Genomic DNA, 25,498 nt, shown 5'->3' with positions numbered 1-25,498 from the left:
CGGTACCCCTGATCTCAACGTCGAGATCGGGGAACCCGCCGCCGGACGGCCGCCCTACGACCACGACCGGGTGGCCGCGGCGGTCCGCGAGATCCTGGTCGGGATCGGTGAGGACCCGGACCGAGACGGTCTGCAGGACACTCCGCAGCGCGTTGCCCGGGCGTACGCGGAGATGTTCGCGGGACTGCACCAGGACGCGGAGACCGTGCTGGCCACCCGCTTCGACCTGGGCCACGACGAGCTGGTGCTGGTCAAGGACATCGAGGTCTGGAGCTGCTGCGAGCACCACCTGGTGCCGTTCACCGGCGTCGCGCACCTCGGCTACATCCCGGCCCTCGACGGTCGGATCACCGGCCTGAGCAAGCTGGCCCGGCTGGTCGACGTCTACGCCAAGCGGCCGCAGGTGCAGGAGCGGCTGACCCAGCAGGTGGCTGACGCGATGGAGCGCTACCTGCAGCCGCGCGGGGTGATCGTCGTCTTCGAGTGTGAGCACCTCTGCATGACCATGCGGGGCGTCCGCAAGCCCGGCTCCAAGACCGTGACCAGTGCGGTCCGCGGCCAGCTCCGCAACGCGGCCACCCGTGCCGAGGCCATGACCTTGATGAAGGGTTGAGTGATGGGCCCGTTCGGGGCGGTGCGGGGACTGCCCCGGCTCGACCGCACCCAGGTGATGGGGGTGGTCAACGTGACGCCGGACTCCTTCTCCGACGGCGGTCGCTGGTTCGACCCCGACGCGGCGATCGGCCACGGCCTCGCGCTGCTGGCCGAGGGTGCGGACGTCATCGACGTGGGCGGCGAGTCGACCCGTCCCGGTGCGGAGCGTCCCGACACCGCTGAGGAGCTGCGTCGGGTGCTGCCGGTGGTCCGCGCACTGGCGGCGACCGGGGCGGTGGTCAGCGTTGACACCATGCGGGCCGAGGTGGCGGCCGAGGCGGTGGCGGCGGGGGCCCGGCTGGTCAACGACGTGTCCGGCGGCCTCGCCGAGGTCGAGATGCTCGCCACGGTGGCCGACCTCGGGGTTGCGTACGTCTGCATGCACTGGCGGGGGCACGCCGACGTGATGCAGGACCGGACGGTCTACGCCGACGTCGTCACCGACGTGCTGCGGGAGCTGCAGGACCGGATCGAGCGGGCCCGCTCGGCGGGGGTCCAGCCTGACCAGCTGGTGGTCGACGCCGGCTTCGGCTTCGCCAAGACCGGCGAGCACAACTGGGAGCTGCTCCGCCGGCTGGAGGAGCTCGAGGTCCTCGGGGTGCCGCAGCTGGTCGGGGTATCGCGCAAGCGGTTCCTCGGCTCGCTGCTCGCCGGGCCGGACGGTCGGCCGCGAGCGCCGGACGAGCGCGACGACGCCACCACCGCCTTGACGACGCTACTGGCCTGGCGCGGGGTGTGGGGCGTCCGGGTGCACTCGGTACGGGCCAGCCGGGACGCCGTCGCGGTGGTGCAGCAGCTGCAGGACCGTCCCTCGGGCTGAGGAGTTCGCGGGTGCGGAATGGTCGTCCAGGTCAGATAAGGTGCGCGCCAAGGAGGTGGGCATGGCTCGGGATCGAATCGCGTTACGGGGACTCGTCGGCTTCGGCCGCCACGGGGTCTTCGACATCGAGCGCGAGCAGGGCCAGCAGTTCGTCGTCGACGTCGTCTGCGGCCTCGACCTCGCGCCGGCTGCCTCCGCCGACGACCTCAGCCTCACCGTCGACTACGGCGCACTCGCCGCCGACGTCGTCGCCGACATCGAACGTGACCCGCTGCAGCTGATCGAGGCGCTCGCCGACCGCGTGGCGCGGACGTGCCTCAGCCGCGCCGCCGTGGAGACCGTCGACGTCACCGTGCACAAGCCCGGCGCCCCCATGCCGGTCGGTTTCGCCGACGTCGCCGTCAGCCTGACAAGGAGCAAGCATGACCAGTCCTAACCCGCACGCGATCGACACCGACACGCTCAGCGGGATGAAGCCGCTGCGCAAGGTCGTGTACTCGATCGGGTCCAACCTCGGCGACCGGCTCGGCCACCTGCAGGGCGCGGTGGACGCGCTGGGGGACACCCCGGACGTGATCGTGGTCGACGTCTCCTCGGTGTACGAGACCGAGCCGGTCGGCGGGAGCGAGGACAGCCCGGAGTATCTCAACATCGTGCTCGTGGCCGAGACGACCCTCGAACCCCGGACGCTGCTCGAGCGGGCGCTGGCGATCGAGGACGCGTACGGCCGTGACCGCAGCGCGGGCCACTGGGCCCCCCGGACGCTGGACGTCGACCTGATCCTCGTCGGCACCGCTCAGCTCGACCAGCCGGACCTCAAGCTGCCGCACCCGCTGGCCGCCGAGCGCGGATTCGTCCTGGTGCCCTGGGCCGAGATCGACGGCCGCGGCGTGCTGCCGGGCGTCGGTACCGTGGCCGACCTGGTCGCCGAGGTGGACACCTCAGGGGTCAAGCTGCGCGAGGACCTCACCATCGAGAGCGACTGATACTTGGCTCAGCAACCCGGCGGGTCGATCACGCTGACCCCGCTGCGCGCCCTCGTCGTTGCGGCGATCTTCGGTGGGCTGGCGGGCTGGCTGATCGTGGTGGTGGCCAACGCCCTCGGCGCGGTACCGCCGCGGATCCCCTGGTCGGCGCCGATCGGGCTCGCCGTCTTCGCGGCGCTCGTCGGTGTGCTCGCGTACAGCACCCACCAGCGGATCCAGGTCCGGCGGGAGCGGATGGAGGCTTCTCGGGCGGTGGCCTTCCTGGTGCTGGGCAAGGCCTCCGCGCTCGCCGGAGCCTTGGTCGCCGGCGGCTACTTCGGTTTCGCCCTGCTCTTCCTCGGTCGGTTCGACGCGGCGGCCCCGCGCGAGCGGGTGGTCCACTCGGCTGTGGCCATCGTCGCCGGCGTCGCCCTGTGCCTCGTGGGGCTCCGGCTCGAGCGGGCGTGCAAGGTGCCCGGCAGCGACGACGAGGACGACGACCCTCGGACGCCGCCGCGGCGCTGAAGGCGCCCACTCGACCTCCACGACGGGTCGCCGATCCCGGGTTCTGGATGGGCGCCCCGCGCGCCGCTCCCGGGCGCGGCCGTCCGCGAGCACTACTGTGACCGCGTGTCCGCCTCCGCTGCTTCAGTCGCTCGTGGTGCGTCCCGCCGTACGCCGGCTCGTTCGGCCCGGCCCTCACGGCTGCGCCGAGCGGCCGAGGTCGTGCTCGTCGTCGGTACCGTGCTCGCCGTGGCAGCGGCCTTCGGGCCGACCTGGGCGACCCGGATCGGCGTCGGCATTGCTGTGGTGGCTGCGGTCACGGCCTGCGTCCTCGCCTGGCGCGAGCTGTTCGCCGCCGAGCGGTCGCACGCCCAGACCCTGCTGCAGGCCACCCAGCGGCACGGCGACCAGCTGCGGACCGAGCGCGAGCACAACGCCTCCGTGGTGACCACCCTCAGCGGCCGCGTCCGCGAGGTGACCGGCGTGGTCGAGGGCCAGCGGGTGAGGATCGCCGGACTCCGGCACGAGATCTTCGCCCTCGAGGGCGACCGGACCACCCTCCGCGGCCAGCTGCAGCAGCGGGACAAGGTGATCTCCTGGCTGCGCAGCACCGTCCGCTCCCAGGACGCCGAGATCGACACTCTCCGGACCCAGCTGCAGGCCGCGGCGGACGCCCGTGCCGACGTGCACCACCTGCCGCGCCGCAGCCGGTCCGAGTTCGCCGCGGTCGAGCAGTCCGACGTGACCGACCTGCCCACCTTCGCCGCCGTCCTCCCCAACTACGAGGTCGACCGCCGCCTCGCCTGAGGTCTGCCCGTCCCAGCGCTCGATCCTGACGCGTAGTCGCGTCAGGATCGATCAGCGAAGAGTTGTCCACAGGTCTTGAGACTGGCGCCGGGTTGTCCCCAGCTACGTCCAGGCCCTGTCCAACCGGTGTCTGGCTGCCAAGACTGAGCCGGTGCACCCGCGTCAGGAGATCCCCGAGCCGCTCCTCCGACTCGCTCAGCTGCAGGCGGGAGTCCTCAGCCGCGAGCAGGTGCGAGGCCACGGCGTCACTGATCACGTGCTGGCCCGGCTGAAGGCAAGCGGCTTCTGGCAGGCGCTGGCTCCTGGCCTCTACTACGTGCTGCCCAGCCCGCCGACGTGGGACGCGCTCGCCTGGGGAGGGGTGCTGCTCGGCGGGTCAGAGGCCCGGCTCGGCCCCCAGTCGTCCGGGTTCCTGCACACCATCCTGCCGGAGCCGCCGCCGGTCGTCGACGTGCTGGTCCCGGCCGGCGGTCGCTATCGCACCGCCGGTCCGTGGGCGTTCACTCGCGAGAACCCCGGCGTACGTTCGCCCCGCTCGGCGGGCTCGCCTCCTCGCCTCAATGTCGAGGACACGGTGCTTGACCTCACCGCGATCGCTACGACGCGCGAGATCGTGCACCTGGTGACGCGCGCGGTACAGCATCGACGTACCCGTGCTCCGCGGCTGGCCGCGGCTCTGGCTGACCGACCGAGGCACCCGCACCGACAGCTCCTGGAGGACTTGTTCGGCGACGTCGGCACCGGCATCGACTCCGCCCTGGAGCTCACCTACCTGCGCGACGTCGAGCGCGCTCATCACCTGCCCGAGGGACACCGCCAGGCTTCGCGCAGGGGACTGCCCTACCTCAGTGACGTCGGGTACGACGACTGGGCGCTGCTGGTGGAGCTCGACGGGCGACTCGGTCATGAAGGCGAAGGACGGTTCCGCGACATGAACCGCGACAACCGCTTCGTGCTGGCCGCGCTGATCACCCTGCGCTACGGGTGGATCGACGTGCTGGACCGTCCGTGCGAAGTTGCCGCGCAGGTGGCGGCCATCCTGATCCGGCACGGTTGGTCCGGGCTGCCCAGTCGGTGCGCCCGCTGCCTCGGAGCCACCGAAAGCGACCTCTGGGCGGCCTGCTGATCGATCCTGACGCGACTACGCGGCAGGATCGCTCGCTGGAGTCTGAGTCAGCGGTCGATGTCGCCGACCACGTAGCCGATGGAGGCGAGGGCGACCTCCAGGGAAGCGACGGGGACGCCGACCAGGACCGACTCCAGGGCCGCGACGTTGCTGAAGGACGGGGTCCGCAGCTTGAACCGCCACGGTGTCTTCTCCCCGCGCGAGACCACGTAGAAGCCAGCCAGGCCCAGCGGAGCCTCCAGCGCCAGGTACCCCTCGCCCTCGGGCAGCCTCACGACCTTGCCCAGCGGGACCGCCACCGGACCGGGCAGCCCGGTCAGCCGTTCGACGCAAGCCCGCACGAGGCTGCTGCTCTCCACGACCTCGTGCGCGAAGGTCGCGAAGCGGGCCGCCGCGTCCCCGGCCTCGGTCGGCGCGGGCGCGATCAGGCCGACCAGCTCCCCGTACGCCAGGCCGGGGGTGCTGGACCGCAGGTCGAGGGCGAGGCCGCTGGCCCGGGCGGCCGTTCCGCTCACCCCGTACCCGGCCGCGACCTCGCGGCCGAGCACGGCGACACCTGCCAGACCCGCCGTCTCGTCGACCGTCGCGGCCAGCCGGCGGCCGAGCGCGGCCACGGCGCCCATCTCCTCGTGCTCCTGCCGGAGCCAGCCGTCGTCGGCGTCGGTGGCCAGACCGCCGATCCGGGCCACCATCGGGTGGATGCGGTTCCCGGTGAGCCGGAGCGTCTGGTCGCGCAGCCGCTCCCGCGCCGTACGGACCTCGGCGAGCCGGGCGGGCCCGGTGGCGAGGTGGCTGAGGAAGCCGAGGTGGCTGAGGATGCGGGTGTGCTCGGCCAGCAAGGTCCGCAGCCAGCGGGCCCGGACGGGCACCTCCAGCCCCAGCAGCTGTTCGCCGACCAGCGCTACCCCGAGCTCGCCGGAAAAGGGCGCCTGCCAGTCGTGGCGGTCGGCGAGCATGCCGATCTGGCGGTAGTCGCGGACCTCGAACAGCTTTTCCGCGCCGCGGTGCATCGCGCCCACGGTGATGCTGGCCGCGCTGACCACTCCCTCCTCGGTCCACAGCGCCAGCTCGAGCAGGCCCGCCGTGCTCGGGTGGTCCGGACCCAGGTCGAGCAGGACGGTGCCGGCCGGCGGCTCCACGGCCGCGTCGGGCAGCACCCCGCGGCCGAGCGAGCCCACCAGGACCCGGAGCGGCGTGTGCACCGCCTCAGGTTGTCACAGGGTTGGCGGGTCGACCCGCTGCAGCAACCACCAGTGCGACCCCCAGTCGCCGGTCCGGCCCAGGGCCGCGCGTCGGCTGCGCGCCGCCAGCTCCTGCAGCGGATCTTCGTCGTGCGGTAGGTCTGCCAGCTCGCCGACGACGTCAGCCTGCCGTCGGCACCACTGGGTGGACGTGCCCGCTCGCTCGCCCGCCGCCATCAGGGCGTCGACGGCGACGGCCGCGGTCAGGTTCGCCCGCCGGTCGGGGAACGCCGCGGCCGGTCGGCCCGCACGGAAGCCGGCCAGTGACCCGAGGCCGGGCCGGGCCGTCTTGACGTGGCCGTAGTCGACGGCGAGCCCCAGTCCGCCGACGGGCGCGAGCGCGGCGAGCAGCGTGGCCCAGGCACGGTCCCGGGTGGCTCCGACTTCCACCAAGCCTGTCTCGACCGAGTCCCCCTCGGGCCACCACTCGTCCACCCACGCCTGGTCCTCGGCCGCGAGCGGTGGACCGGCGGTCCCGTCTGCCGTGAGCTCACGAAGGCCGCCGGGTCTGCCGACCGCGACCCGGCACGGCAGGTCGTCCAGCCACTCGGTGGCCACCAGCAGGGCGGGGCCGCACAGGCCGCCGAGCAGCTCCGGTACGGCCCCGTTGATCCAGCGGTCCGCCCGTACGTCCCAACAGTCGGTCAGCCAGCCCACCTCGTCGGGCAGCCCGGCAGGCCGCGGCCGTACGTCGACCCCCACCAGCTCGTACGGCGGGCGCGTCGCCGCCAGCGCGCTCAGCAGCGCGCCGTCGCCGGCGCCGACGTCGACCACCGCGACGATGTCGGGGAAGGAACGCAGCAGCACCCGCACCGCCTCGGCGAGCTCGGGCCCGACCGCCACGGCGGTGGCGAAGTGCTCAGCCGGACGCGACCCCGCCCAGAAGCCGTCGGCTCCGGTGGCCGCCTCGATCCAGGCGTCGAACCACAGCGCGGGATGAGGGACCATGGGGGTCATGGTGCCCGACGTCGTGTCCCCGCCCTCGCCCCTGCTCGCGACCCTGCCGAGTCTCCCGCCACTGCCCCACCTGCCGGCCCGGCTCGCCTGCGAACCCCCGGGCTGGGTGCAGGAGGTGGACGTGGTCGTGATCGGTTCGGGCATCGCCGGTCTCACCGCGGCGTTGGAGTGCCGCGACCTCGGCCGGGTGCTGGTGGTCACCAAGGACGTGGTGGCGGCCGGCTCGACCCGGTGGGCCCAGGGCGGGATCGCCTCGGTCCAGGCCGAGGGCGACACCGTCGACCAGCACGTCCAGGACACCCTGGTCGCCGGGGCGGGACTCTGCGTCGAGGAGGCCGTCCGGGTGCTGGTCAGCGAGGGACCGGAGGAGGTTGCCACGCTGATGGCCCGCGGCGCCGAGTTCGACCGGGACGCCGCCGGCGCCCTCGAGCTGACCCGCGAGGGCGGCCACCACCGCAACCGGATCGCCCACGCGGGCGGGGACGCGACCGGGGCCGAGATCGAGCGTGCGCTCGTCTCCCGCGTCGTGGCCGACCCCGCGATCGAGATCGTCGAGCACGCCCTGGTGCTCGACCTGATCCCGGCCGAGGTCGCTCCCGGTGAGGCGCCGGCGGTCGCCGGGGTCACCCTGCACGTGATGGGGGAGGGCACCCGCGGCGGTGTCGGCGCGGTGCACGCCCGCGCGGTCGTGCTGGCCACGGGCGGCATCGGCCAGATCTACGCCGTCACCACCAACCCGCCGGTCTCCACCGGGGACGGGCTCGCGGCCGCCCTCCGAGCCGGCGCGGTGGCGCGGGACATCGAGTTCATCCAGTTCCACCCGACCGTGCTGTGGATGGGCCAGGGCGCGCGTGGGCAGCTGCCTCTGGTCAGTGAAGCAGTCCGCGGTGAGGGTGGTCTGCTGGTGAACGGTTCCGGCGAGCGCTTCATGCGCGGCCAGCACGAGCTCGCCGAGCTAGCCCCCCGCGACGTGGTGGCCAAGGCGATCATGAAAGAGATGGCGCGTGAGGGCAGCGACCACGTCTACGTCGACGGTCGCGCGCTCGGCGAGGAGACCTGGCGGGTCCGCTTCCCGACCATCCTGCACAGCTGCGCGCAGCTCGGCATCGACCCGGCCCGCGACCTGATCCCGGTCGCGCCCGCCTGCCACTACTTCTGCGGCGGCGTCCAGACCGATCTCGACGGCGCCACCACCCTCGACGGGCTGTACGCCTGCGGCGAGGTGGCCTCCTCAGGCGTGCACGGCGCCAACCGGCTGGCCTCCAACTCGCTGCTGGAGGGTCTGGTGTTCGCCCGTCGGATCGCGGAGCGGCTGCGGACCGACCCGCCACCACGGCGCCGGCCGGCCACCGACGACCGCGCCCCGGGCCTGGTCGACGCCGCGGTCGTGCCAGCGCTGCAGGCCACGATGAGCCGGTACGCCGGCGGACTGCGGGACGCCACCGGGCTGGTGGCCTGCCTGACCGAGCTCAGCCGGCTGGCCGAGGTCGACAGCGACCAGGCGGCCCTCGGGGCGTGGGAGGCCACGAACCTGCTGACCGTGGCCACCGCCGTGGCCAGCTCGGCCTTGCTGCGCGAGGAGTCGCGCGGCGCGCACTGGCGCGACGACGTCGAAGGTCGCCAGGTTCGCTGGCACGGTCACCTGCTGGTGCAGGCCGACCCGGCCGCCGGTCTGGCCCACACGTTCGTCTCGCTCGCCGCCGCGGCCGAGCCCGAGCCGGTGGCGACATGACGACCCTGGCCGACGCACAGGCCCTGGTCGTCGCGGACGGCCTGGACCTGGCGGCCGTCGACCTGATCGTCGAGGAAGCCCTCGGCGAGGACCTCGGTGGCCGGGGCGTGCTGCCGCCCGGGACTGGCGCAGGGGTGGACGTGACCTCCGTCGCCACCGTCGAGGCGGCTGCCGAGGCGCGGGCAGACTTCGTGGTCCGCCGGCCCGGGACTCCTGCCGGGCTGTCGGTCGCGGCGTACGCCCTGGTCAAGGTCTGCGAGCCCGCGGGGCCGGTGGACGTCGAGCTGACCCGCCGCGACGGCGACCGGGTCGAGGCCGGCGATGTCGTGCTGACCGTCCGGGCCAACGCGCGGGCGCTGCTGAGAGCCGAACGGGTGGCCCTCAACCTGCTCACCTTGATGTCAGGGGTGGCGACCGCCACCCGGACCTGGGTCGACGCCCTCGCCGGCAGCGGCACCCGGGTCCGGGACTCGCGCAAGACCGTGCCCGGGCTGAGGGTGCTGCAGAAGTACGCGGTCCGGGTGGCCGGAGGCGTCAACCACCGGATGTCGCTGGTCGACGCCGCGTTGATCAAGGACAACCACGTCGTCGCCGCGGGCGGGGTGGTGGCGGCGTTCGAAGCGGTTCGGGCGGCGTTTCCCGAGGTATGGGTGCAGGTCGAGGTCACCTCAGCCGAACAGGCGCGCGCGGTGGTCGACGCCGGCGCGCGAGACGTGTTGTTGGACAACATGGACCCGGCACAGATGACCGCGGTGGTGACCGAGCTGAAAGGGCGCGCGACTTTCGAGGCGAGTGGCGGCCTGACGCTCGCCGACGCCGTTAGCGTTGCCGCGACCGGCGTCGATTACGTCGCGGTCGGGGCGATCACCCACTCGGCACCAATTCTGGATATCGCCTGCGAGTTCCTCGGCAAATCGGCCGACGTGGAGTAGCGTGATTTCGGACGCTTAGATACGGCAACGAGGTGGAGGACAAATGGCTCAGCGGGTGCAGATCATTCTCGAAGACGACTACGACGGTGGAAGTGCCGACGAAACGGTCACTTTCGCTCTGGATGGCGCCGAGTACGAGATCGACCTCTCCGGCGACAATGCCGCCAAGCTCCGCGACGAGCTGGCTCCCTGGATCGGGCACGCCCGCAAGACCGGCGGCCGACGCAAGCGGGGCGTCCCGGCCAAGCCGGCCGGCACGTCCAGCACCAGCGAGATCCGGGCCTGGGCGCTGGCCAACGGCCACGAGGTGAGCAGCCGCGGCCGGGTCTCCGCCGACGTGCGGGAGGCGTTCGAGCAAGCCCACGGCTGACCGCAGAGGCGCTTCCTGGGTTGCGCTCTGGGCGAACGAAAACTCGCGCTCCGCGCTCCGCAGGGCTCGAACGTGACCCGCTCAGGCGGAATCTCCCGCTGTCGACCCACGTTGTCCACCCCGTCGGCCGATGTTGTGTGTCGGCAAGGCAGACGTGCTTGACTCGATCTCGGGTTGAGCGCAAGACGGCCTACTACAGTGAGCAGCGACGGCGTCGGCCCCCGCACAAGGGCGGAGGACCGCGTCGCAGGCGAGGAGCGATCACCATGTTCGAGCGTTTCACCGACCGAGCCCGTCGTGTCGTGGTGCTGGCACAAGAAGAAGCTCGTATGCTCAACCACAACTACATCGGCACCGAACACATCCTGCTGGGTCTGATCCACGAGGGCGAGGGTGTCGCCGCCAAGGCTTTGGAGTCCCTCGGCATTTCCCTCGAGGCGGTCCGGCAGAAGGTCGAAGAGATCATCGGCCACGGCCAGCAGTCTCCGAGCGGCCACATCCCCTTCACGCCCCGGGCGAAGAAAGTGCTCGAGCTGAGCCTGCGTGAGGCGCTCCAGATCAACCATTCCTACATCGGTACCGAGCACATCCTGCTTGGACTGATCCGTGAAGGCGAAGGCGTCGCCGCACAGGTATTGGTCAAGCTCGGCGCCGACCTGAACCGCGTACGCAACCAGGTCCTGCAATTGCTCAGCGGATTCCAGGGCAAGGAGGCCGCGACCTCTGGTGCGCCCGAGCAGGGCAACACACCCTCGTCGTCGATGGTGCTCGACCAGTTCGGCCGCAACCTCACCCAGGCGGCCCGAGAGAACAAGCTCGACCCGGTCATCGGACGTGAGAAAGAGATCGAACGGGTGATGACCGTGCTCTCTCGACGTACCAAGAACAACCCGGTGCTGATCGGTGAGCCCGGCGTCGGCAAGACGGCCGTCGTGGAGGGCCTGTCGCAGGCCATCGTCCGCGGTGACGTTCCCGAGACGCTGCGCGACAAGCAGATCTACACCCTCGACCTCGGCGCGCTCGTGGCCGGCAGCCGTTACCGCGGTGACTTCGAGGAGCGGCTCAAGAAGGTGCTCAAGGAGATCAAGACCCGCGGTGACGTGGTGCTCTTCATCGACGAGATCCACACCCTCGTCGGGGCCGGTGCCGCCGAGGGCGCCATCGACGCCGCCAGCATCCTCAAGCCGATGCTGGCCCGCGGTGAGCTGCAGACCATCGGCGCCACCACGCTGGACGAGTACCGCAAGTACGTGGAGAAGGACGCCGCCCTCGAGCGCCGCTTTCAGCCGATCCAGGTGGCCGAGCCGACGATCGCCCACACGATCGACATCCTGCGCGGGCTCCGCGACCGCTACGAGGCGCACCACCGGATCACCATCACCGACCAGGCGTTGGTGGCTGCGGCGCAGATGGCCGACCGCTACATCTCCGACCGGTTCCTGCCCGACAAGGCGATCGACCTGATCGACGAGGCGGGCGCCCGGCTGCGGATCCGTCGGATGACCGCGCCGCCGGACCTGCGGGAGTTCGACGAGAAGGTCGCTGCCGTCCGGCTCGAGAAGGAAGCGGCGATCGACGCGCAGGACTTCGAGCGCGCCGCGGGCCTGCGCGACGACGAGAAGAAGCTGCTCACCGCCCGCGCCGAGCGGGAGGCGCAGTGGAAGTCCGGCGACCTCGACGTGGTGGCCGAGGTGGACGAGGAGATCATCGCCGAGGTGCTCTCGGCCAGCACCGGCATCCCGGTCTTCAAGCTCACCGAGGAGGAGTCGGCCCGGCTGCTCAACATGGAGCAGGAGCTCGGCAAGCGCTACATCGGCCAGCACGACGCCGTCCGGGCGCTGTCGCGTTCCATCCGGCGTACCCGCGCCGGCCTCAAGGACCCGCGTCGGCCGAGCGGCTCCTTCATCTTCGCCGGCCCGTCCGGCGTCGGGAAGACCGAGCTGACCAAGGCGCTGACCGAGTTCCTCTTCGGCGACCAGGACGCGCTGATCCAGCTCGACATGAGCGAGTACTCCGAGAAGCACACCGCCTCCCGGCTGTTCGGCTCACCTCCTGGCTACGTCGGCTACGAGGAGGGTGGCCAGCTCACCGAAAAGGTGCGGCGCAAGCCGTTCAGCGTCGTCTTGTTCGACGAGGTCGAGAAGGCGCACCCGGACATCTTCAACTCGCTGCTGCAGATCCTGGACGAAGGTCGCCTGACCGACGCCCAGGGCCGGGTGGTCGACTTCAAGAACACCGTCATCGTGATGACCACCAACCTGGGTACGCGCGACATCGCCAAGAGCGTGTCGCTCGGCTTCAGCGGTGGCGGGTCGACCGGCGGCTCGTACGAGAAGATGAAGGCCAAGGTCGCCGACGAGCTCAAGCAGCACTTCCGGCCTGAGTTCTTGAACCGTGTCGACGAGATCGTGGTGTTCCGCCAGCTGTCGCAGGAGGACATCGAGCGGATCGTCGACCTGATGGTGGCGCAGATCGAGCTGCGGCTGAAGGACCGGGACATGGGCATCGAGCTCACCCCGGCCGCGAAGACCTTGATCGCCCAGCGCGGCTTCGACCCCACGCTCGGTGCCCGGCCGCTCCGCCGTGCCCTGCAGCGTGACATCGAGGACACCCTGGCGGAGAAGATCCTGTTCTCCGAGCTGCACGCCGGCCAGATCGTGGTCGTCGACGTGGCCGACCCGGGGGCGGAGGAGCCGTTCACCTTCACCGGGAACGACCGCTCGGCCGCGCCGGACGTCCCGCCGGTCGAGTTCGGCGGCATCATCGAGGGCTTCACCGACCCGGAGCCGACCAGCACCGAGTAGTCACGACGCAGATCCGGACGGCCCGGCCCGTCACCTCTTCGGTGGTGGACCGGGCCGTTCGGCGTCTCCCGGTCAGTCGTCGGCCGCGGAGTCTGGCAGGGTAGAGCGAGTGCGTCTGCAGCCGAATCGGATCCCCGCCGTCTGGCTGGTGATCGGCGGCATCGTGTCCGTGCAGCTCGGGGCCGCGACCGCCAAGTATCTGTTCGAGGTGGTACCGCCGACCGCCATGGTCTGGCTGCGGTTGGCGACCTCGGCCGTCATCTTCGGGGTCGTGGCCCGGCCCCGGCTGCGGGGTCATTCGCGCTCGGACTGGACCGTCGCGCTGGCGTTCGGGATCACCTTGTTGATCATGAACTGGGCGTTCTACCAGTCGTTCGCCCGGATCCCGCTCGGGGTGGCGGTGACCATCGAGTTCCTCGGCCCGCTGGTGGTGGCGACGGCCGGTTCCCGTCGACCGCGCGACCTGATCTGGGTCGGGCTGGCCGCGGCCGGGGTCGCGCTGCTCGGTTTCTCACCGACCCGGCTGAACGTGGTCGGGGTGCTGTTCGGCCTGCTGGCGGCCTGCGGCTGGGCCTGCTACATCCTGCTCAGCACCCGGACGGGTCAACGCTGGCCCGGCGTGTCCGGACTGGCCGTGGCCAGCGTGGTCGGGGCCGTGCTGCTCGCGCCGCCAGCCATCCTCGCCGCCGGGCCGGTCCTGCTCGAGCCGCGGGTGCTGCTGCTCGGCGTGGCCGTCGGCCTGCTCAGCTCGGTGGTGCCGTACAGCCTGGAGCTCACCGCGCTGCGCACCATCCCGCCCCACGTCTTCGGCATCCTGATGAGTCTCGAGCCGGCGGTGGCGGCTTTCGCGGCGCTGGTGCTGCTGCGCGAGCGGCTGAGTCCGCTGCAGTGGCTGGCGATGGCCTGCGTCGTCGTCGCCAGCGTCGGCTCCACCCGGGCGGCACGGAAGCTGCTCGGTCCTGACCCCGCCTGATTCCCGACCCGTCAGCGGCAGCGGTCGCCAAGGCGGCCTCCGGCGCTGACACGTCGGTCAGCCGGGGAGCGCGTAGTGGCTGCCGACGGGGACCACGAGCCCGTCGACGACCAGGCTGGCGAGCGCCCGGTCCCGCTGGACCGCGTCGGCCCAGGCGGCGGCGAGCTCGTCGGCGCTGACCGGGCCGTCGCTGGACCGCAGCACAGCGAGCAGCGCTCCGCGGCACTGCCGGTCCGTACCCACCCAGCTCTGGCCGCGTCGGGGCGGACCCGGCACCACCGGATAGCCCGCCGCGCGCCAGGCGCACTGGTCACGGACGGGACAGTCGTCGCACCGCGGGGTGCGCGCGACGCAGACCAGAGCGCCGAGCTCCATGGCCGCCACCGCCCACCGCGCCGCCCGCGCAGGAACGATCGGGACGTACGCCGTCGCGGCGGCGATCTCGGCCACGGTCGGGGTGGGAGCGGGCTGGCCGACGCCCGCGTCGATCCGGCTGAGCACCCGGCGGACGTTGGTGTCGAGCACGACCTCACGCCGGCCGTACGCAAAGCTCGCGATCGCGGCGGCCGTGTAGGAACCGACCCCGGGCAGGCTGAGCAGCGCCTCGCGGTCGGCGGGCACCTCGCCGCCGAACCGTTCGGTGATGGCGACCGCGGTCGCGTGCAGCCGTAGTGCCCGCCGGGGATAGCCGAGCCGGCCCCACGCCCGGACGGCCTCACCCGCGGGGGCGTCGGCCAGTGCCGCCGGCGTCGGCCAGCGCTCGACCCAGCTCTGCCACGGGCCACGGACCCGCTCCACCGGCGTCTGCTGCAGCATGAACTCACTCACCACCACCTGCCAGGGCGTCGCCTCCGACCGCCGCCAGGGCAGGTCGCGGGCGTGGACGGCGTACCAGTCGAGGACCCGCCGGACGACGGTACGGCGCCGGACGGCGAGGTCGTCGATCACGGCCGCCACCGTACCCGCGTGCGGCGACTGGCCGGTCCTGCGTTGGTGCGGCGTGGCAGCCCGGTCCGGGCGGCCCGACTGCCTAGCCTCAGCACATGAGCGGTGTGCTGCATCCCGTGGGTCCCGAGCCTGAGCAGACGTACTGGATCCGCCGCGCTCTCGTGCTCGGCGCGGCCCTGCTGCTGGTGCTGATGGTGGCGCTGATCGCGAACGCAACCGGTTCCGGATCGGCTGCCTCCGCGGCCCCGCCACCCGTGGTCGTCCCCGCGGTACCCGGCACGTCGGCCAGCCCGGCCGCTGATGCGGCGGACAAGGCGACCTCGACGCCCTCCGCCTCGACGAGTGTGACGCCGAAGGCCACCACGACCCCGGCCGCGAACAAGAGCGCGTCGGCCAAGAAGAGCGCCGAGGCCAAGAAGAGCGCCGAGGTCAAGAAGAGCGCCGAGGCCAGGGCGAAGCCGGCCGCGTGCGCGCCGGCTCAGCTGCGGACGACCCTGACGGGTCTCGAGCGGCTCAAGCCCAAGCAGCACGCCACGTTCAAGCTGTCGCTGATCAACGGCAGCGGCGGGACCTGTGTGGTCAAGGTCAGCCCAGCCACCTTCTCGTTGACCATCTACTCCGGCCGCGACCGGATCTGGACCTCCGCGCACTGCACCACCGCGGTCAAGCCGATCAGCAGGTCGGTGGCGGCCGAGGGCGCCGTCGAATGGTCGATGGCCTGGAACGGCCGCCGGTCGGCCAAGGGGTGCAACAACCGGCCCGAGATCCCCCGCGCCGGCACGTACGAGGCGACCGCCCAGCTCGACGGCGCCAAAGCTGTCCGGATGCGGATGATCCTCAAGGGCTGACCTGTGGCACCGACCGTGACAACTGCGTGGTGGAGGGGGGCGGCTCACTCGATCCGGTCGCTGTAGCCGGCCTCGGCGAGGCGCAGCAGACCGTCCCGGATGATCCGGGCGCGGCTCTCGCCCACGCCCTCCACGGCCTGCAGCTCGGTGCTGCTCGCGGCGAACAGGCTCTGCAACGAGCCGAAGTGCTCGATCAGCCGGGCGCCCAGGCCGGGCGGTAGCCGACCGATCTGGGCCACCTGCCGGTATCCCCGGGCCGACACCCTCGTGTCGAGGTGGTCCTGACCGGCGAACCCGATGGCGCGCGCCAACGCCAACGGGTTGAGCAGGTCGTTGAGGTCGAGCGGGGCGAGCCCGGCGAAGCCGAAGCCCGGGTCGTCCGCCGGCCGGTAGTCGAGCTCCAGCAGCTCCCGCAGGCTGTCCAGGCCGGCGCTCAGCTCGTAGAGCTGCAGCGCGAGCAGCCGACCGTCGCTGCCGAGCTCGACGACGTAGCCGTCCAGCTCGGCGTTCAGCCGCCGCACCATCTCCAGCCGCTGGGCCACCAGGGCGACGTCGCGGACCGTCACCTGGTCCTGCACCTCCAGCGACGACAGCCGGGCGGTGACCTCGGAGACGCGGGCCCGGTAACGCTCGAGGGTCTGCAACGCCTGGTTGGCGCGGGAGAGGATCTGGTCGGACTGCTCGAAGACGTGCCGGGACGAGTCGAGGAACAGCGAGATCGTCGACATCGACGCCGATACCGAGATCACGGGCAACCCGGACTGGCGTGCCACCCGGTCGGCGGTCCGGTGTCGGGTGCCCGTCTCGACGGTGGGGATGGCCGGGTCGGGCATCAGCTGGACGCCCGCGCTGACGATCCGCATCGACTCGGCGTCCAGCACGATCGCACCGTCCATCTTCGCCAGCTCGCGCAGTGCGGTCGCGGTGTAGGGGACGTCGAGGGCGAAGCCGCCGGTCGAGATCGTGGTGATCACCCGGTTACGGCCGAGCACCACCAGGGCGCCCGTACGGCCCCGAAGGATCCGCTCGAAACCCTCCCGCAGCGGCGTGCCGGGTGCCATCCGGGCGAGGTGGTCGAGGATCCCGGGCCGTGGTTCTGCGTTCAGCGCCATCGCGTCCTCCCCCTGCTGTCGCGCCATCCTATGGCCGTCGGTTCACTGCTGACCCACCTCTCTCAGCGGTGGACCGCCGCCGCGACGTGGCAGCACGCCCACGGCGTCGAGTGCCTGCTCCAAGGTGGCGGCGGTGTGCACCAGCAGGCCGTGGCGCACCGTCATCCCCCCTTCCTCGGGCGAGCGCGTCTCGGCGGGCACCACCGCCTCGGTGAAGCCGAGCCGAGCCGCCTCGGCGAGCCGGCGGTCGGTCCCGGGTACCTGGCGCAGCTCACCGGCCAGGCCCACCTCGCCGATGGCGACCATCCGGGCCGGGACGGCGGTGTTGCCCGCCGCGGAGGCGATGGCGATCGCGGCAGCCAGGTCGGCCGACGGATCGGCCACCTTCGCGCCGCCGACGGTCGACAGGTAGACGTCGCGGTCGTACAGCTTGATCCGGCAGCGTCGCTCGAGCACGGCCAGCACCATGGCCAGCCGGCCGGAGTCGACGCCGTGCATCGTCCGTCGGGGCTGCGGCAGCGGTGACGTGGCCACCAGGGCCTGCAGCTCGGCCAGCAACGGGCGACGGCCCTCCATGGTGACGGCGATGCAGGTGCCCGCCACCGGTTCGGCGTGCCGGGAGGTGAAGAGCCCGGAGGGGTCGGGCACCTCGACGATGCCCTGCTCGCCCATCTCGAAGCAGCCGACCTCATCAGCCGGGCCGAACCGGTTCTTGGTGGCCCGGACCATCCGGAAGCCGGAGTGTCGGTCGCCCTCGAAGGCGAGCACCACGTCCACCAGGTGCTCCAGCAGCCGCGGGCCGGCGATGGCCCCGTCCTTGGTGACGTGGCCGACGATGATCACCGCCATCCCCCGCCGCTTGGCCACCCGGACCAGGGCGCCGGTCACCTCCCGTACCTGGGTGACGCCGCCCGGTGACCCGTCGGCCTCGGCCGTGCCGATGGTCTGCACCGAGTCGAGCACCATCAGCGACGGCGCCACCTCCTCGATGTGACCCAGTACCGTGCCGAGGTCGTTCTCGGCGGCCAGGTAGAGCTCGTCGGCCAGCGCGTTCGTCCGGCCGGCGCGCAGCCGGACCTGGGCGGCCGACTCCTCCCCGGTGACGTAGAGGGTCCGTCGGCCGGCCTTGGCCCAGCGAGCCGCGACCTCGAGCAGCAAGGTGGACTTGCCGACGCCGGGCTCGCCGGCCAGCAACAGGACCGCTCCCGGCACCACCCCGGCGCCGAGGACCCGGTCGAGCTCGGCGACCCCGGTCAGCGCGCGCGCGGCGGCCTCAGCGCTCACCTGGCCGATCGGGACGGCCTTGCTGACGGGCACCGACGACGCGACGGCCGCCAGCTTGGGCGCGCCGACCTCGACCACGCTGCCCCAGGTCTGGCACTCACCGCACCGGCCGACCCACTTGGCCGAGGTCCAGCCGCACTCGGTGCACGTGTAGGGGGATCGGGTCGCCGTCTTCGCCATGCCCTGCACGCTATTCGAGCGCACTGACAATTTTCGCGCGACGCGGCGGGGCCCGGTTCAGCCGCGCGGCAGAGCCGCCGCGACCTCCAGCACGCGCGCGTTCGCCTCCGGTTCCCCGACCGTGATCCGGACGCCGTCGCCGGGCTGACCGGCCGCGTACGGACGGACGACGACCCCGCCCGCGGCGAACGTCTCGGCGTAGCTGAGCGTGAGCGGGCCCGCCGGCAGCCAGACGAAGTTGCCCTGCGCGTCGGGGACGTCGAAGCCCAGCGCGAGCAGGCCGGCGCGCAGCTCGGCGCGGGCCTGGACCAGTGTGGCCACCCGTTCGAGCAGGGCGTCTTCGGCGCCCAGGCTCGCGACCGCGGCCGCCTGTGCGGCGACGGAGAGGCCGAACGGCAGCGAGACCGCCCGGACTGCGGCCGCCAACGCCGGCTCGGCCACGCAGTAGCCGACCCGGAAACCAGCCAGCCCGTACGCCTTGGAGAACGTCCGCAGCACCGCCACCTGGGGCCGACCGGCCATCGTCTCGAGGGCGCGGACGGCCGCCGGGTCGCTGACGAACTCGACGTAGGCCTCATCGACCAGCACCAGCACGTCCTCGGGCACGCCCTCGAGAAAGCGGAGCAGGGCGTCGTGGGCGATCGCGGGTCCGGTCGGGTTGTTGGGCGTGCAGAGCAGCACCGCCCGGGTGGCCGGCGTGATCGCGGCGGCCATGGCGTCCAGGTCGTGCACGGCGCCCGGACCGAGCGGCACCGGTACGCCGGTGGCGCCAGGGATCTGCACCGCGATCGGGTACGCCTCAAAGCTCCGCCAGGCGTGCACGACCTCGTCGCCGGGCTCGCAGACCGCGGCCAGCAGGTGGTAGAGCACCGCGACCGAGCCGGTACCGAAGGCCAGCGACTCCGGCGCTACCCCCAGCCGGGCCGCCAGCGCTGCGGTGAGGTCGGTGTTGGCCATGTCGGGATAGCGGTTCATCCCCGCCACCGCCGCGGTGGTGGCCGCCAGCACCCCGGGCAGCGGCGGGTACGGGTTCTCGTTGCTGGACAGCTTGTACGACGGCGGCCCGGTGCGGATCGGCGCCGGCCGCCCCGGCTGGTACGCGGGCAGCGCGGCCACGGCGGGACGGATGCGGACGGGCATGCGCTAGATCCGGACCTCGCCCCGCGGCGTGCTGAACACCGCGGCGCTGAGTCCGGGCTGGCCGTTCGGGGCGATCCAGTCGATGTCGACGTCGTGCAGGATCGTGTCGGAGCGGCCACCGAGCCAGTCGTCGACGCGTTCCCGGTCGCCGGCGATCTCGATCTTGAGCAGCTCGACCTGGTGACCCCCGCTCGACGGGTGGATCAAGCGGTCGCTCAGCCAGTGCACGAAGAACGGCAGCTGCGGGTCCGACTGCAGGCCCTTGACGCCCAGCTGCTGCCAGAAGAGCTTGGTGCCGTCGGGCAGATAGCGGTGGCCGTCGACGGCGGCGCGGCCGAGACGCTCCTCCAACGGTCCGATGTCGTCGACCGAGACGACCCAGCCGAGCCAGCCGCCGCCGTCGGCCGAGCGGGCCCGGACGGCCTGACCGAAGGGAGCCTTGTCGGCCGCCGGGTGGTCGAGGACCTCCACGACCTCCAGGTACTGGCCGTCGGTGAGCGGCAGGATCTGGTTCCGCGTCCCGAAGCGCGGGTGGAACCCGCCGTCGGCGAACTGGGTCCCCAGCAGGTCGCCGAGCCGCTGTGCGGTGGCGGCAAGACCCTCCGGTCCCGCGGCGAAGGACAGGTGATCCAGATGCATACGCGCCATTCTCACCCGGCGCTCCGGGATTGCGAACTCGCCCCCGGGGCGGGGACGGGGTCGGCGGGATGCCGCAGCAGCCGCGAACCTCCTGCGGCGAAGTCGGCGCAAAGCCGGGCCAGCACCTCGTAGCCGGGACCTCCCATCAACGCGACCAGCTCGGCGGAGCTGGCGAGGTAGACCGCCTCGGAGCCGAGATGCGCCTCGGTGTTGGCACTGCAGTACCAGTCCAGGTCCACCCCGCCCGGTCCCCAACCGTCCCGGCCGTACTCCCCGATGCTCACCTGCGTCCGGGTGCTGCCGTCGGGCCGGGTGACGGTCTCGAACTGACGACGCAGCGGCAGCTGCCAGCAGACGTCGGGCTTGGTCTCGAGCGGCTGGCGGCCCTGCTGGCCGGCCAGCAGGTGCAGGGCGCAGCCCTCGCCGGCGGCGAAACCGGCCCGGTTCAAGAAGATGCAGGCGCCGTCCACCAACCGGGTCCTGCGGCCAGGCTCGTCGCCGTCGGGCACCTCGTTGGCGGGCTCCTGCTCGGCCCAGCCGCCGCGGCGCGCCGCCCGCTGGTGCTGCCAGGTCGCCGTCGTCAGCTGCTCGACGGCGCCAGCGACCCGACGTTCGTCCTCGGTGTCGGCGAAGTGCGCGCCCAGGGTGCAGCAGCCGTCGTCGGGCCGGTCAGCGTAGATGCCGGGGCAGCCGCGGCCGAAGATGCACCCCCAGGTGGAGGTCAACCAGGTCAGGTCGCACCGGAAGACCTGGTCGGGGTCGGCCGGGTCGTCGAACTCGACGAACGCGCGGGGAAAACCGATCAGCACTTCGGGCACGCGCCGAGGATAGGTCTGCGGTCGCGACCTGCCGCGTACGGCCGCGCCCCTCGTACGTCCCCACTAGGCTGAGCGGGTGCAGGAGCAGACAGAGACCGAGACCGGTCTCGCCGCGGTCAGCGACGAGCTGGTCCGGGTACCCACCGTCAAGGTCGGGCTCTCGACCTCCTCGGTCTATCCGGAGTCCACCGCCAGCGGCTTCGAGCTCGCCCGACGGCTCGGCTACGACGGCGTCGAGCTGATGGTCGGCATCGACCCGGTGGCCGCCGATATCGACGCGGTGGAAAAGCTGCGGGACTACCACGGCGTTTCGGTGCTGGCGGTGCACGCCCCGTGCCTGCTGATCACCCAGCGGGTCTGGGGGACCGATCCCTGGGCCAAGCTCGAACGCTCCGCCGAGGCGGCCACTCGGCTCGGCGCCGACGTGGTCGTGGTGCACCCGCCCTTCCGCTGGCAGCGCGACTACGCCCGCGGTTTCGTCGACGGCATCCGGCGGCTGACCGAGACCACCGGCATCGCCTTCTGCGTCGAGAACATGTACCCGTGGCGGACCCCGGCCGGTGAGCTCAAGGCCTACGTGCCCGGCTGGGACCCGAGCGAGCTCGACTACGCCGACCTCACCCTCGACTTCTCGCACGCCTCCACCGCAGGGCAGCAGTCGCTGGACCTCGTCCGCTCCTGGGGCAGCCGGCTGCGGCACGTGCACCTGACCGACGGCAGCGGCTCGGTCATCGACGAGCACCTCGTGCCGGGCCGCGGCGACCAGCAGGCCGAGGCCGTGCTCGCCGAGCTCGGCCGGCAGGGCTTCGACGGCCACGTGGTGCTGGAGATCAACTCCCGCCGTAACCCGACCCGGGCCAGCCGCGAGCAGGACCTCGCCGAGTCCCTCGCCTTCACCCGGCAGCACCTCGCGACGAGCCGGACCCCACCCTCTCCCTGAGCATCCACGCGCGCCCTGGCGTTCGGGGAAGACGTTGCGACATGGTGCCGGGTACTCGCGGCACGATGTCGCAACATCTTTGAGGTCTTGTCTGCCGGGCTCGGCGCGCGCTGTGATCAGGGCTGCAGGAAGTCCGTGACAGCGGCGACGTAGCGCTCCGGCTCGTCCCACATCCAGCCTGGACCGCTGTCGGGAACGGCCACGGCCGTGCCGTCGGGCAAGGTGTGGGCCAACCGTCGGCTGGCCCGGGCGTTGACCGGGTCACGCGCGCCGTAGAGCACCCGCGCGGGTGGGGTGACCAGGGGCGCGAGCGGTCCGTAGTCGAGCGGCCGGACCTGGTCGAGGGCAGCGAGGGTCTGGCGGGTGCCGCCGCCGAGGGTCTGCAGGGCCCGGGCGGGCAGCACCCCGGTGACTCCCCGGTGCACCGAGCGCACGTGGGGCGCCAACGGCCGGGCCGCCGTGCAGAGGACCAGCGCGGAGACCCGCCGCGGATAGGTGGCCGCCACCTGCAGCGCCACCATCGCACCGACACCGATGCCGCAGAGCACCGCCTCGTCCGCCCCGGACGCCGAGACGGCCGCGAGCACGGCCAGCGCCGGGGTGCTCAGGTCGGCCGCTCGCGCTGCGGCCAGCACCACCTCGGGCACCAGAACCGGGCCACGCTGGTTCAGCGCCGAGCGCAGCCGGGCTGTGCCAGGGGCGGGCGCCAGCGGCCCGGTGAGCAGCACCAGGGGCACGCCCGTACGGCCCGCGTCGGTGCTCATCGCCACAGGCTAAGGGCCGCCCGACGGCAAGGCTAGAGTCGTGATCACCGCGACCGAAGGGGAATCGATGCTCCGCCAGGCTCTGCTGGGGGTCTCCCGCAGCTCGTCCATCAAGACGCTGACCGTCCGGGCGCCCGTCACCCGCCAGGTCGTGTCGCGCTTCGTCGCGGGGGAGGAGGTCGAGCACGCCATCGACGCGACCCGCAGGCTCACCGAGTCCGGGCTGCTGGTCACCATCGACCACCTCGGTGAGGACACCACCGACCGGGCCCAGGCGGACGCCGTGGCCGGGGCGTACGCGGCGCTGCTCAGCGGCTTGACCGCGGCCGGTCTTGCCGATCGCGCGGAGGTCTCGGTCAAGCTCTCGGCCCTTGGGCTGCTGCTGGGGCCCGATGGCCCGCAGATCGCCCGCGCCAACGCCGAGCAGATCTGCCATGCCGCCCGCAACGCCGGTACGACCGTGACGCTCGACATGGAGGACCACACCCTCACCGACGCCACCCTCGAGGTGCTGCGTGAGCTGCGGCGCGACTTCCCCGACACCGGAGCGGTGCTGCAGGCCTACCTGCACCGCACCGAGGCCGACTGCCGCGACCTGGCGTACGCCGGTTCGCGGGTCCGGTTGTGCAAGGGCGCGTACGCCGAGCCGGCGAGTGTGGCGTTCGTCGACCAGCGCGAGGTGGACCGCTCCTACGTCCGCTGCATGAAGGTGCTGATGGCGGGCGCCGGCTATCCGATGCTCGCCACCCACGACCCGCGGCTGGTCGAGATCGGCCGCTTCCTGGCCCGCGACCACGACCGGGCGTCTGAGAGCTATGAGTTCCAGATGCTGTACGGCATCCGGCCCGCCGAGCAGGAGCGACTGGCCGGCCTCGGCCACCAGGTGCGCGTCTACCTGCCCTACGGCAACGACTGGTACGGCTACCTGGTCCGTCGGCTCGCCGAGCGCCCGGCCAACCTGACCTTCTTCGCCCGTAGCCTGCTCACTCGCAGCTAGGAGCTCGGCTCGGGCTCAGAGCCAGCTCACGTGCGGGGCGACGAGGGCGTAGCCGACGAAGGCGACCACGTCGAGCAGGGTGTGGGTGACCACCAGCGGCCCGACCCGCCGCCAGCGTTGGTAGACCAGGCCGAAGATCACGCCCATGATCACGTTCCCGGCGAAGCCGCCGAAACCCTGGTACAGGTGGTAGGAACCGCGGATCAGCGCGCTCACGCCGATGATCATCCAGGTCGGCCAGCCCAGCTGGCGAAAGCGGGTGTAGAGGAAGCCGATCATGATCACCTCTTCCAGGGCTGCGTTCTGGAACGCCGAGATGACCAACACCGGGATCGTCCACCACACGTCGGTCAGGCCCGAGGCCTGGACGTCGGTGTTGAGTCCCAGCGCCCGCGCGCCGAGGTAGAGGCCGAGACCGGGGATGCCGATGCCGGCCGCCAGCAGCACCCCGGCGGTGAGGTCGAACCGGGGTCGGCGCAGGTCGAAGCCGATCCGCAGTGCGGCGGGTCGGTCGGTGAGGTTGAGCAGGTACAGGGCCAGCAGCACCGGCACGAGCGCGAACGCGATGCCTGTGAGCTGGTAGACGAGGTCGAGCCACGGGCGGTCCGGCGTCGCGGCGGCGTTGAGGGTGGAGGTCTGCGCCGACAACGGCACGTTGCGGGTCAGTCGCTCGATGATCTGCAGGATGGAGTAGACCCCGGACCGCCCGAGCGAGAGCCCGAGGACCAGGATGACCTCGAGCCCGATCCGGGAGCGGTCGAGCAGCGCCCCAGGAGCTGTCGTCGCCGGGTCTGCAGTCACGGGCCCATCCTGCCGGGTCGCGCAACGACCGGCACCTACGCCCAGCACCTTCGGTCCCGACAGCGACCTCACGCCGACCACTAGGCTGGCCCCATGCGTGTTGGGATCTTCGGGGCCACCGGCCAGGTCGGTGGCGTCATGCGGGCTCTGCTCGCCGAGCGGAACTTCCCGGTCACCGAGCTGCGGTTCTTCGCCTCGGCGCGGTCGGCCGGTACCCGGCTGCCCTGGGCTGACGGCGAGATCGAGGTGGAGGACACCGAGCTGGCCGACTTCTCCGGTCTCGACCTGGCCCTGTTCTCCAACGGCAAGTCGGCGTCGAAGGCCACCGCACCGAAGGTTGCTGCGACCGGGGCGATCGTGATCGACAACTCCTCCGCCTGGCGGATGGATCCCGACGTGCCGCTCGTCGTGGCCGAGGTCAACGGCGAGGACGCCCTGCACCCGCCGAAGGGCATCATCGCCAACCCCAACTGCACCACCATGGCCGCGATGCCCGTGCTGGCCCCGCTGCACCGCGAGGCGGGGCTGGTCCGGCTGCAGGTGGCGACCTACCAGGCCGTCTCCGGTTCGGGTGGCGTCGGTGTGGCCGAGCTCGACGGCCAGGTACGCGCCGTCGGCGACCGGGCGGCCGCGTTGGCCTTCGACGGTCGCGCGGTCGAGCTGCCCGCTGCCGCCACCTACGTGAAGCCGATCGCGTTCAACGTGCTGCCGCTGGCAGGCTCGATCGTCGACGACGGGTCGGCCGAGACCGACGAGGAGCAAAAGCTCCGGAACGAGTCGCGCAAGATCCTGCACCTGCCCGACCTGCTCGTGGCCGGCACGTGCGTCCGGGTGCCGGTCTTCACCGGGCACTCGCTGGCCGTGCACGCCGAGTTCGCGCAGGACCTGAGCCCCGAACGGGCGACCGAGCTGCTCGCCGCGGCGGCCGGGGTGGAGCTGATGGCCGTACCGACGCCACTGGACGCCGCCGGCCGCGACCCCAGCTACGTCGGCCGGATCCGCGTCGACCAGTCCGCGCCCGCCGGGAAGGGGCTGGTCCTGTTCATCAGCAACGACAACCTGCGCAAGGGTGCGGCCCTCAACGCGGTGCAGATCGCCGAGCTGCTGGTCAGCCGGCTCGTCGCCGGTCGACAGGCTTAGGG

Annotated in this window: 26 protein-coding genes; 16 read left to right on the top strand and 10 right to left on the bottom strand. The window is 72.2% G+C overall.

All coding sequences use genetic code 11. The features are described 5' to 3' along the window. Positions 1 to 25: 25 nt before the first annotated feature. The 7 genes from folE to ACFE76_RS03265 all read left to right on the top strand — a co-directional run bounded on the left by folE (position 26) and on the right by ACFE76_RS03265 (position 4,876). Positions 26 to 613: a GTP cyclohydrolase I FolE gene (gene folE / locus ACFE76_RS03295; RefSeq protein ID WP_375430345.1), complete on the top strand. Its 588-nt coding sequence runs from the start codon at positions 26 to 28 to the stop codon at positions 611 to 613. A gap of 3 nt (positions 614 to 616) precedes the next feature. Then, entirely contained in the window at positions 617 to 1,474 is an 858-nt protein-coding gene (gene folP / locus ACFE76_RS03290) for a dihydropteroate synthase (RefSeq protein ID WP_375430307.1), read from the top strand. Between the two features lie 61 nt (positions 1,475 to 1,535). Next, positions 1,536 to 1,910, top strand: coding sequence for a dihydroneopterin aldolase (folB, locus tag ACFE76_RS03285; protein ID WP_375430306.1), 375 nt, complete (start codon positions 1,536 to 1,538; stop codon positions 1,908 to 1,910). Beyond that, positions 1,897 to 2,460: a 2-amino-4-hydroxy-6-hydroxymethyldihydropteridine diphosphokinase gene (gene folK, locus ACFE76_RS03280; protein ID WP_375430305.1), complete on the top strand. Its 564-nt coding sequence runs from the start codon at positions 1,897 to 1,899 to the stop codon at positions 2,458 to 2,460. Before folB ends, folK begins: the two co-directional genes overlap by 14 nt. 3 nt (positions 2,461 to 2,463) lie before the next feature. Then, positions 2,464 to 2,964, top strand: a complete 501-nt coding sequence (locus tag ACFE76_RS03275; protein ID WP_375430304.1) for a DUF3180 domain-containing protein — start codon at positions 2,464 to 2,466, stop codon at positions 2,962 to 2,964. Between the two features lie 105 nt (positions 2,965 to 3,069). Beyond that, the gene (locus ACFE76_RS03270; RefSeq protein ID WP_375430303.1) at positions 3,070 to 3,750 is read left to right on the top strand and encodes a hypothetical protein; all 681 of its coding nucleotides are present in this window, start codon (positions 3,070 to 3,072) and stop codon (positions 3,748 to 3,750) included. Positions 3,751 to 3,901: 151 nt separating this feature from the next. Then, positions 3,902 to 4,876 (top strand): hypothetical protein, encoded by a 975-nt coding sequence (locus ACFE76_RS03265; RefSeq protein ID WP_375430302.1) that lies wholly within the window; start codon positions 3,902 to 3,904, stop codon positions 4,874 to 4,876. Positions 4,877 to 4,923: 47 nt separating this feature from the next. Here ACFE76_RS03265 and ACFE76_RS03260 read toward each other — a convergent pair whose 3' ends face one another. Continuing rightward, positions 4,924 to 6,078, bottom strand: a complete 1,155-nt coding sequence (locus ACFE76_RS03260; protein WP_375430301.1) for an NADH-quinone oxidoreductase subunit D — start codon at positions 6,076 to 6,078, stop codon at positions 4,924 to 4,926. Between the two features lie 12 nt (positions 6,079 to 6,090). Then, positions 6,091 to 7,065 carry a hypothetical protein gene (locus ACFE76_RS03255; protein WP_375430300.1) on the bottom strand — a complete coding sequence of 325 codons (975 nt, stop codon included), beginning with the start codon at positions 7,063 to 7,065 and terminating at the stop codon, positions 6,091 to 6,093. Between ACFE76_RS03255 and ACFE76_RS03250 the strand changes: the two genes are divergently transcribed. The 5 genes from ACFE76_RS03250 to ACFE76_RS03230 all read left to right on the top strand — a co-directional run bounded on the left by ACFE76_RS03250 (position 7,064) and on the right by ACFE76_RS03230 (position 13,885). Further along, the gene (locus ACFE76_RS03250) at positions 7,064 to 8,806 is read left to right on the top strand and encodes an L-aspartate oxidase (protein WP_375430299.1); all 1,743 of its coding nucleotides are present in this window, start codon (positions 7,064 to 7,066) and stop codon (positions 8,804 to 8,806) included. The genes ACFE76_RS03255 and ACFE76_RS03250 overlap by 2 nt on opposite strands. Continuing rightward, complete coding sequence (gene nadC / locus ACFE76_RS03245; RefSeq protein ID WP_375430298.1) at positions 8,803 to 9,738, top strand: carboxylating nicotinate-nucleotide diphosphorylase; 936 nt, start codon at positions 8,803 to 8,805, stop codon at positions 9,736 to 9,738. The genes ACFE76_RS03250 and nadC overlap by 4 nt, the downstream gene beginning before the upstream one ends. 43 nt (positions 9,739 to 9,781) lie before the next feature. After that, the gene (locus tag ACFE76_RS03240; protein WP_375430297.1) at positions 9,782 to 10,108 is read left to right on the top strand and encodes an Lsr2 family protein; all 327 of its coding nucleotides are present in this window, start codon (positions 9,782 to 9,784) and stop codon (positions 10,106 to 10,108) included. A gap of 266 nt (positions 10,109 to 10,374) precedes the next feature. After that, positions 10,375 to 12,912 carry an ATP-dependent Clp protease ATP-binding subunit gene (locus ACFE76_RS03235; protein ID WP_375430296.1) on the top strand — a complete coding sequence of 846 codons (2,538 nt, stop codon included), beginning with the start codon at positions 10,375 to 10,377 and terminating at the stop codon, positions 12,910 to 12,912. A gap of 109 nt (positions 12,913 to 13,021) precedes the next feature. Then, positions 13,022 to 13,885, top strand: a complete 864-nt coding sequence (locus ACFE76_RS03230) for a DMT family transporter (RefSeq protein WP_375430295.1) — start codon at positions 13,022 to 13,024, stop codon at positions 13,883 to 13,885. Positions 13,886 to 13,942: 57 nt separating this feature from the next. Here ACFE76_RS03230 and ACFE76_RS03225 read toward each other — a convergent pair whose 3' ends face one another. After that, complete coding sequence (locus tag ACFE76_RS03225) at positions 13,943 to 14,833, bottom strand: A/G-specific adenine glycosylase (protein WP_375430294.1); 891 nt, start codon at positions 14,831 to 14,833, stop codon at positions 13,943 to 13,945. Between the two features lie 95 nt (positions 14,834 to 14,928). Between ACFE76_RS03225 and ACFE76_RS03220 the strand changes: the two genes are divergently transcribed. Then, positions 14,929 to 15,681, top strand: coding sequence for a hypothetical protein (locus ACFE76_RS03220; protein ID WP_375430293.1), 753 nt, complete (start codon positions 14,929 to 14,931; stop codon positions 15,679 to 15,681). A 44-nt stretch (positions 15,682 to 15,725) separates the two neighbouring features. On the opposite strand, the gene disA is transcribed toward ACFE76_RS03220, so the two are convergent. Genes disA through ACFE76_RS03195 form a run of 5 tightly spaced genes read right to left on the bottom strand, consistent with a single transcriptional unit; the run spans position 15,726 to position 20,854 of the window. Beyond that, entirely contained in the window at positions 15,726 to 16,820 is a 1,095-nt protein-coding gene (gene disA / locus ACFE76_RS03215) for a DNA integrity scanning diadenylate cyclase DisA (RefSeq protein WP_375430292.1), read from the bottom strand. Between the two features lie 15 nt (positions 16,821 to 16,835). After that, positions 16,836 to 18,257 (bottom strand): DNA repair protein RadA, encoded by a 1,422-nt coding sequence (gene radA / locus ACFE76_RS03210; protein WP_375430291.1) that lies wholly within the window; start codon positions 18,255 to 18,257, stop codon positions 16,836 to 16,838. 57 nt (positions 18,258 to 18,314) lie between these two features. Next, positions 18,315 to 19,397 carry a histidinol-phosphate transaminase gene (locus ACFE76_RS03205; protein WP_375430290.1) on the bottom strand — a complete coding sequence of 361 codons (1,083 nt, stop codon included), beginning with the start codon at positions 19,395 to 19,397 and terminating at the stop codon, positions 18,315 to 18,317. Between the two features lie 3 nt (positions 19,398 to 19,400). Next, the gene (locus tag ACFE76_RS03200) at positions 19,401 to 20,036 is read right to left on the bottom strand and encodes a VOC family protein (protein WP_375430289.1); all 636 of its coding nucleotides are present in this window, start codon (positions 20,034 to 20,036) and stop codon (positions 19,401 to 19,403) included. 11 nt (positions 20,037 to 20,047) lie between these two features. Continuing rightward, a complete protein-coding gene (locus tag ACFE76_RS03195) occupies positions 20,048 to 20,854 on the bottom strand; it encodes a hypothetical protein (protein ID WP_375430288.1) in 807 nt (268 codons plus the stop codon). 127 nt (positions 20,855 to 20,981) lie between these two features. On the opposite strand from ACFE76_RS03195, the gene ACFE76_RS03190 reads away from it, so the two are divergent. Further along, positions 20,982 to 21,794, top strand: a complete 813-nt coding sequence (locus tag ACFE76_RS03190; protein WP_375430344.1) for a sugar phosphate isomerase/epimerase family protein — start codon at positions 20,982 to 20,984, stop codon at positions 21,792 to 21,794. 116 nt (positions 21,795 to 21,910) lie between these two features. Here ACFE76_RS03190 and ACFE76_RS03185 read toward each other — a convergent pair whose 3' ends face one another. After that, entirely contained in the window at positions 21,911 to 22,558 is a 648-nt protein-coding gene (locus tag ACFE76_RS03185; RefSeq protein WP_375430287.1) for an alpha/beta hydrolase, read from the bottom strand. A gap of 67 nt (positions 22,559 to 22,625) precedes the next feature. On the opposite strand from ACFE76_RS03185, the gene ACFE76_RS03180 reads away from it, so the two are divergent. Further along, positions 22,626 to 23,555 carry a proline dehydrogenase family protein gene (locus tag ACFE76_RS03180; protein ID WP_375430286.1) on the top strand — a complete coding sequence of 310 codons (930 nt, stop codon included), beginning with the start codon at positions 22,626 to 22,628 and terminating at the stop codon, positions 23,553 to 23,555. A gap of 15 nt (positions 23,556 to 23,570) precedes the next feature. Here ACFE76_RS03180 and ACFE76_RS03175 read toward each other — a convergent pair whose 3' ends face one another. Further along, positions 23,571 to 24,356: a CPBP family intramembrane glutamic endopeptidase gene (locus ACFE76_RS03175; protein ID WP_375430285.1), complete on the bottom strand. Its 786-nt coding sequence runs from the start codon at positions 24,354 to 24,356 to the stop codon at positions 23,571 to 23,573. Between the two features lie 93 nt (positions 24,357 to 24,449). Between ACFE76_RS03175 and ACFE76_RS03170 the strand changes: the two genes are divergently transcribed. Continuing rightward, entirely contained in the window at positions 24,450 to 25,496 is a 1,047-nt protein-coding gene (locus tag ACFE76_RS03170; RefSeq protein WP_375430284.1) for an aspartate-semialdehyde dehydrogenase, read from the top strand. Positions 25,497 to 25,498: the final 2 nt, after the last annotated feature.

Source organism: uncultured Friedmanniella sp., from assembly GCF_964244005.1.
In the GTDB taxonomy this organism is placed as follows: Bacteria; Actinomycetota; Actinomycetes; order Propionibacteriales; family Propionibacteriaceae; genus Microlunatus.
The sequence above is the reverse complement of the archived record's forward strand: the minus strand, read 5'-3'. Positions and strand labels throughout refer to the sequence as shown.

What these genes read in the sequence shown, in the direction of transcription:
- ACFE76_RS03205 (WP_375430290.1), bottom strand. Translation starts at nt 19,397, where the DNA reads ATGCCCGTCCGCATCCGTCCCGCCGTGGCCGCGCTGCCCGCGTACCAG.
- ACFE76_RS03200 (WP_375430289.1), bottom strand. Translation starts at nt 20,036, where the DNA reads ATGCATCTGGATCACCTGTCCTTCGCCGCGGGACCGGAGGGTCTTGCC.
- nadC (WP_375430298.1), top strand. Translation starts at nt 8,803, where the DNA reads ATGACGACCCTGGCCGACGCACAGGCCCTGGTCGTCGCGGACGGCCTG.
- ACFE76_RS03255 (WP_375430300.1), bottom strand. Translation starts at nt 7,065, where the DNA reads ATGGTCCCTCATCCCGCGCTGTGGTTCGACGCCTGGATCGAGGCGGCC.
- folB (WP_375430306.1), top strand. Translation starts at nt 1,536, where the DNA reads ATGGCTCGGGATCGAATCGCGTTACGGGGACTCGTCGGCTTCGGCCGC.
- folK (WP_375430305.1), top strand. Translation starts at nt 1,897, where the DNA reads ATGACCAGTCCTAACCCGCACGCGATCGACACCGACACGCTCAGCGGG.
- ACFE76_RS03185 (WP_375430287.1), bottom strand. Translation starts at nt 22,558, where the DNA reads ATGAGCACCGACGCGGGCCGTACGGGCGTGCCCCTGGTGCTGCTCACC.
- ACFE76_RS03250 (WP_375430299.1), top strand. Translation starts at nt 7,064, where the DNA reads ATGGGGGTCATGGTGCCCGACGTCGTGTCCCCGCCCTCGCCCCTGCTC.
- ACFE76_RS03235 (WP_375430296.1), top strand. Translation starts at nt 10,375, where the DNA reads ATGTTCGAGCGTTTCACCGACCGAGCCCGTCGTGTCGTGGTGCTGGCA.
- ACFE76_RS03220 (WP_375430293.1), top strand. Translation starts at nt 14,929, where the DNA reads ATGAGCGGTGTGCTGCATCCCGTGGGTCCCGAGCCTGAGCAGACGTAC.
- folP (WP_375430307.1), top strand. Translation starts at nt 617, where the DNA reads ATGGGCCCGTTCGGGGCGGTGCGGGGACTGCCCCGGCTCGACCGCACC.
- ACFE76_RS03180 (WP_375430286.1), top strand. Translation starts at nt 22,626, where the DNA reads ATGCTCCGCCAGGCTCTGCTGGGGGTCTCCCGCAGCTCGTCCATCAAG.
- ACFE76_RS03240 (WP_375430297.1), top strand. Translation starts at nt 9,782, where the DNA reads ATGGCTCAGCGGGTGCAGATCATTCTCGAAGACGACTACGACGGTGGA.
- ACFE76_RS03170 (WP_375430284.1), top strand. Translation starts at nt 24,450, where the DNA reads ATGCGTGTTGGGATCTTCGGGGCCACCGGCCAGGTCGGTGGCGTCATG.
- radA (WP_375430291.1), bottom strand. Translation starts at nt 18,257, where the DNA reads ATGGCGAAGACGGCGACCCGATCCCCCTACACGTGCACCGAGTGCGGC.
- disA (WP_375430292.1), bottom strand. Translation starts at nt 16,820, where the DNA reads ATGGCGCGACAGCAGGGGGAGGACGCGATGGCGCTGAACGCAGAACCA.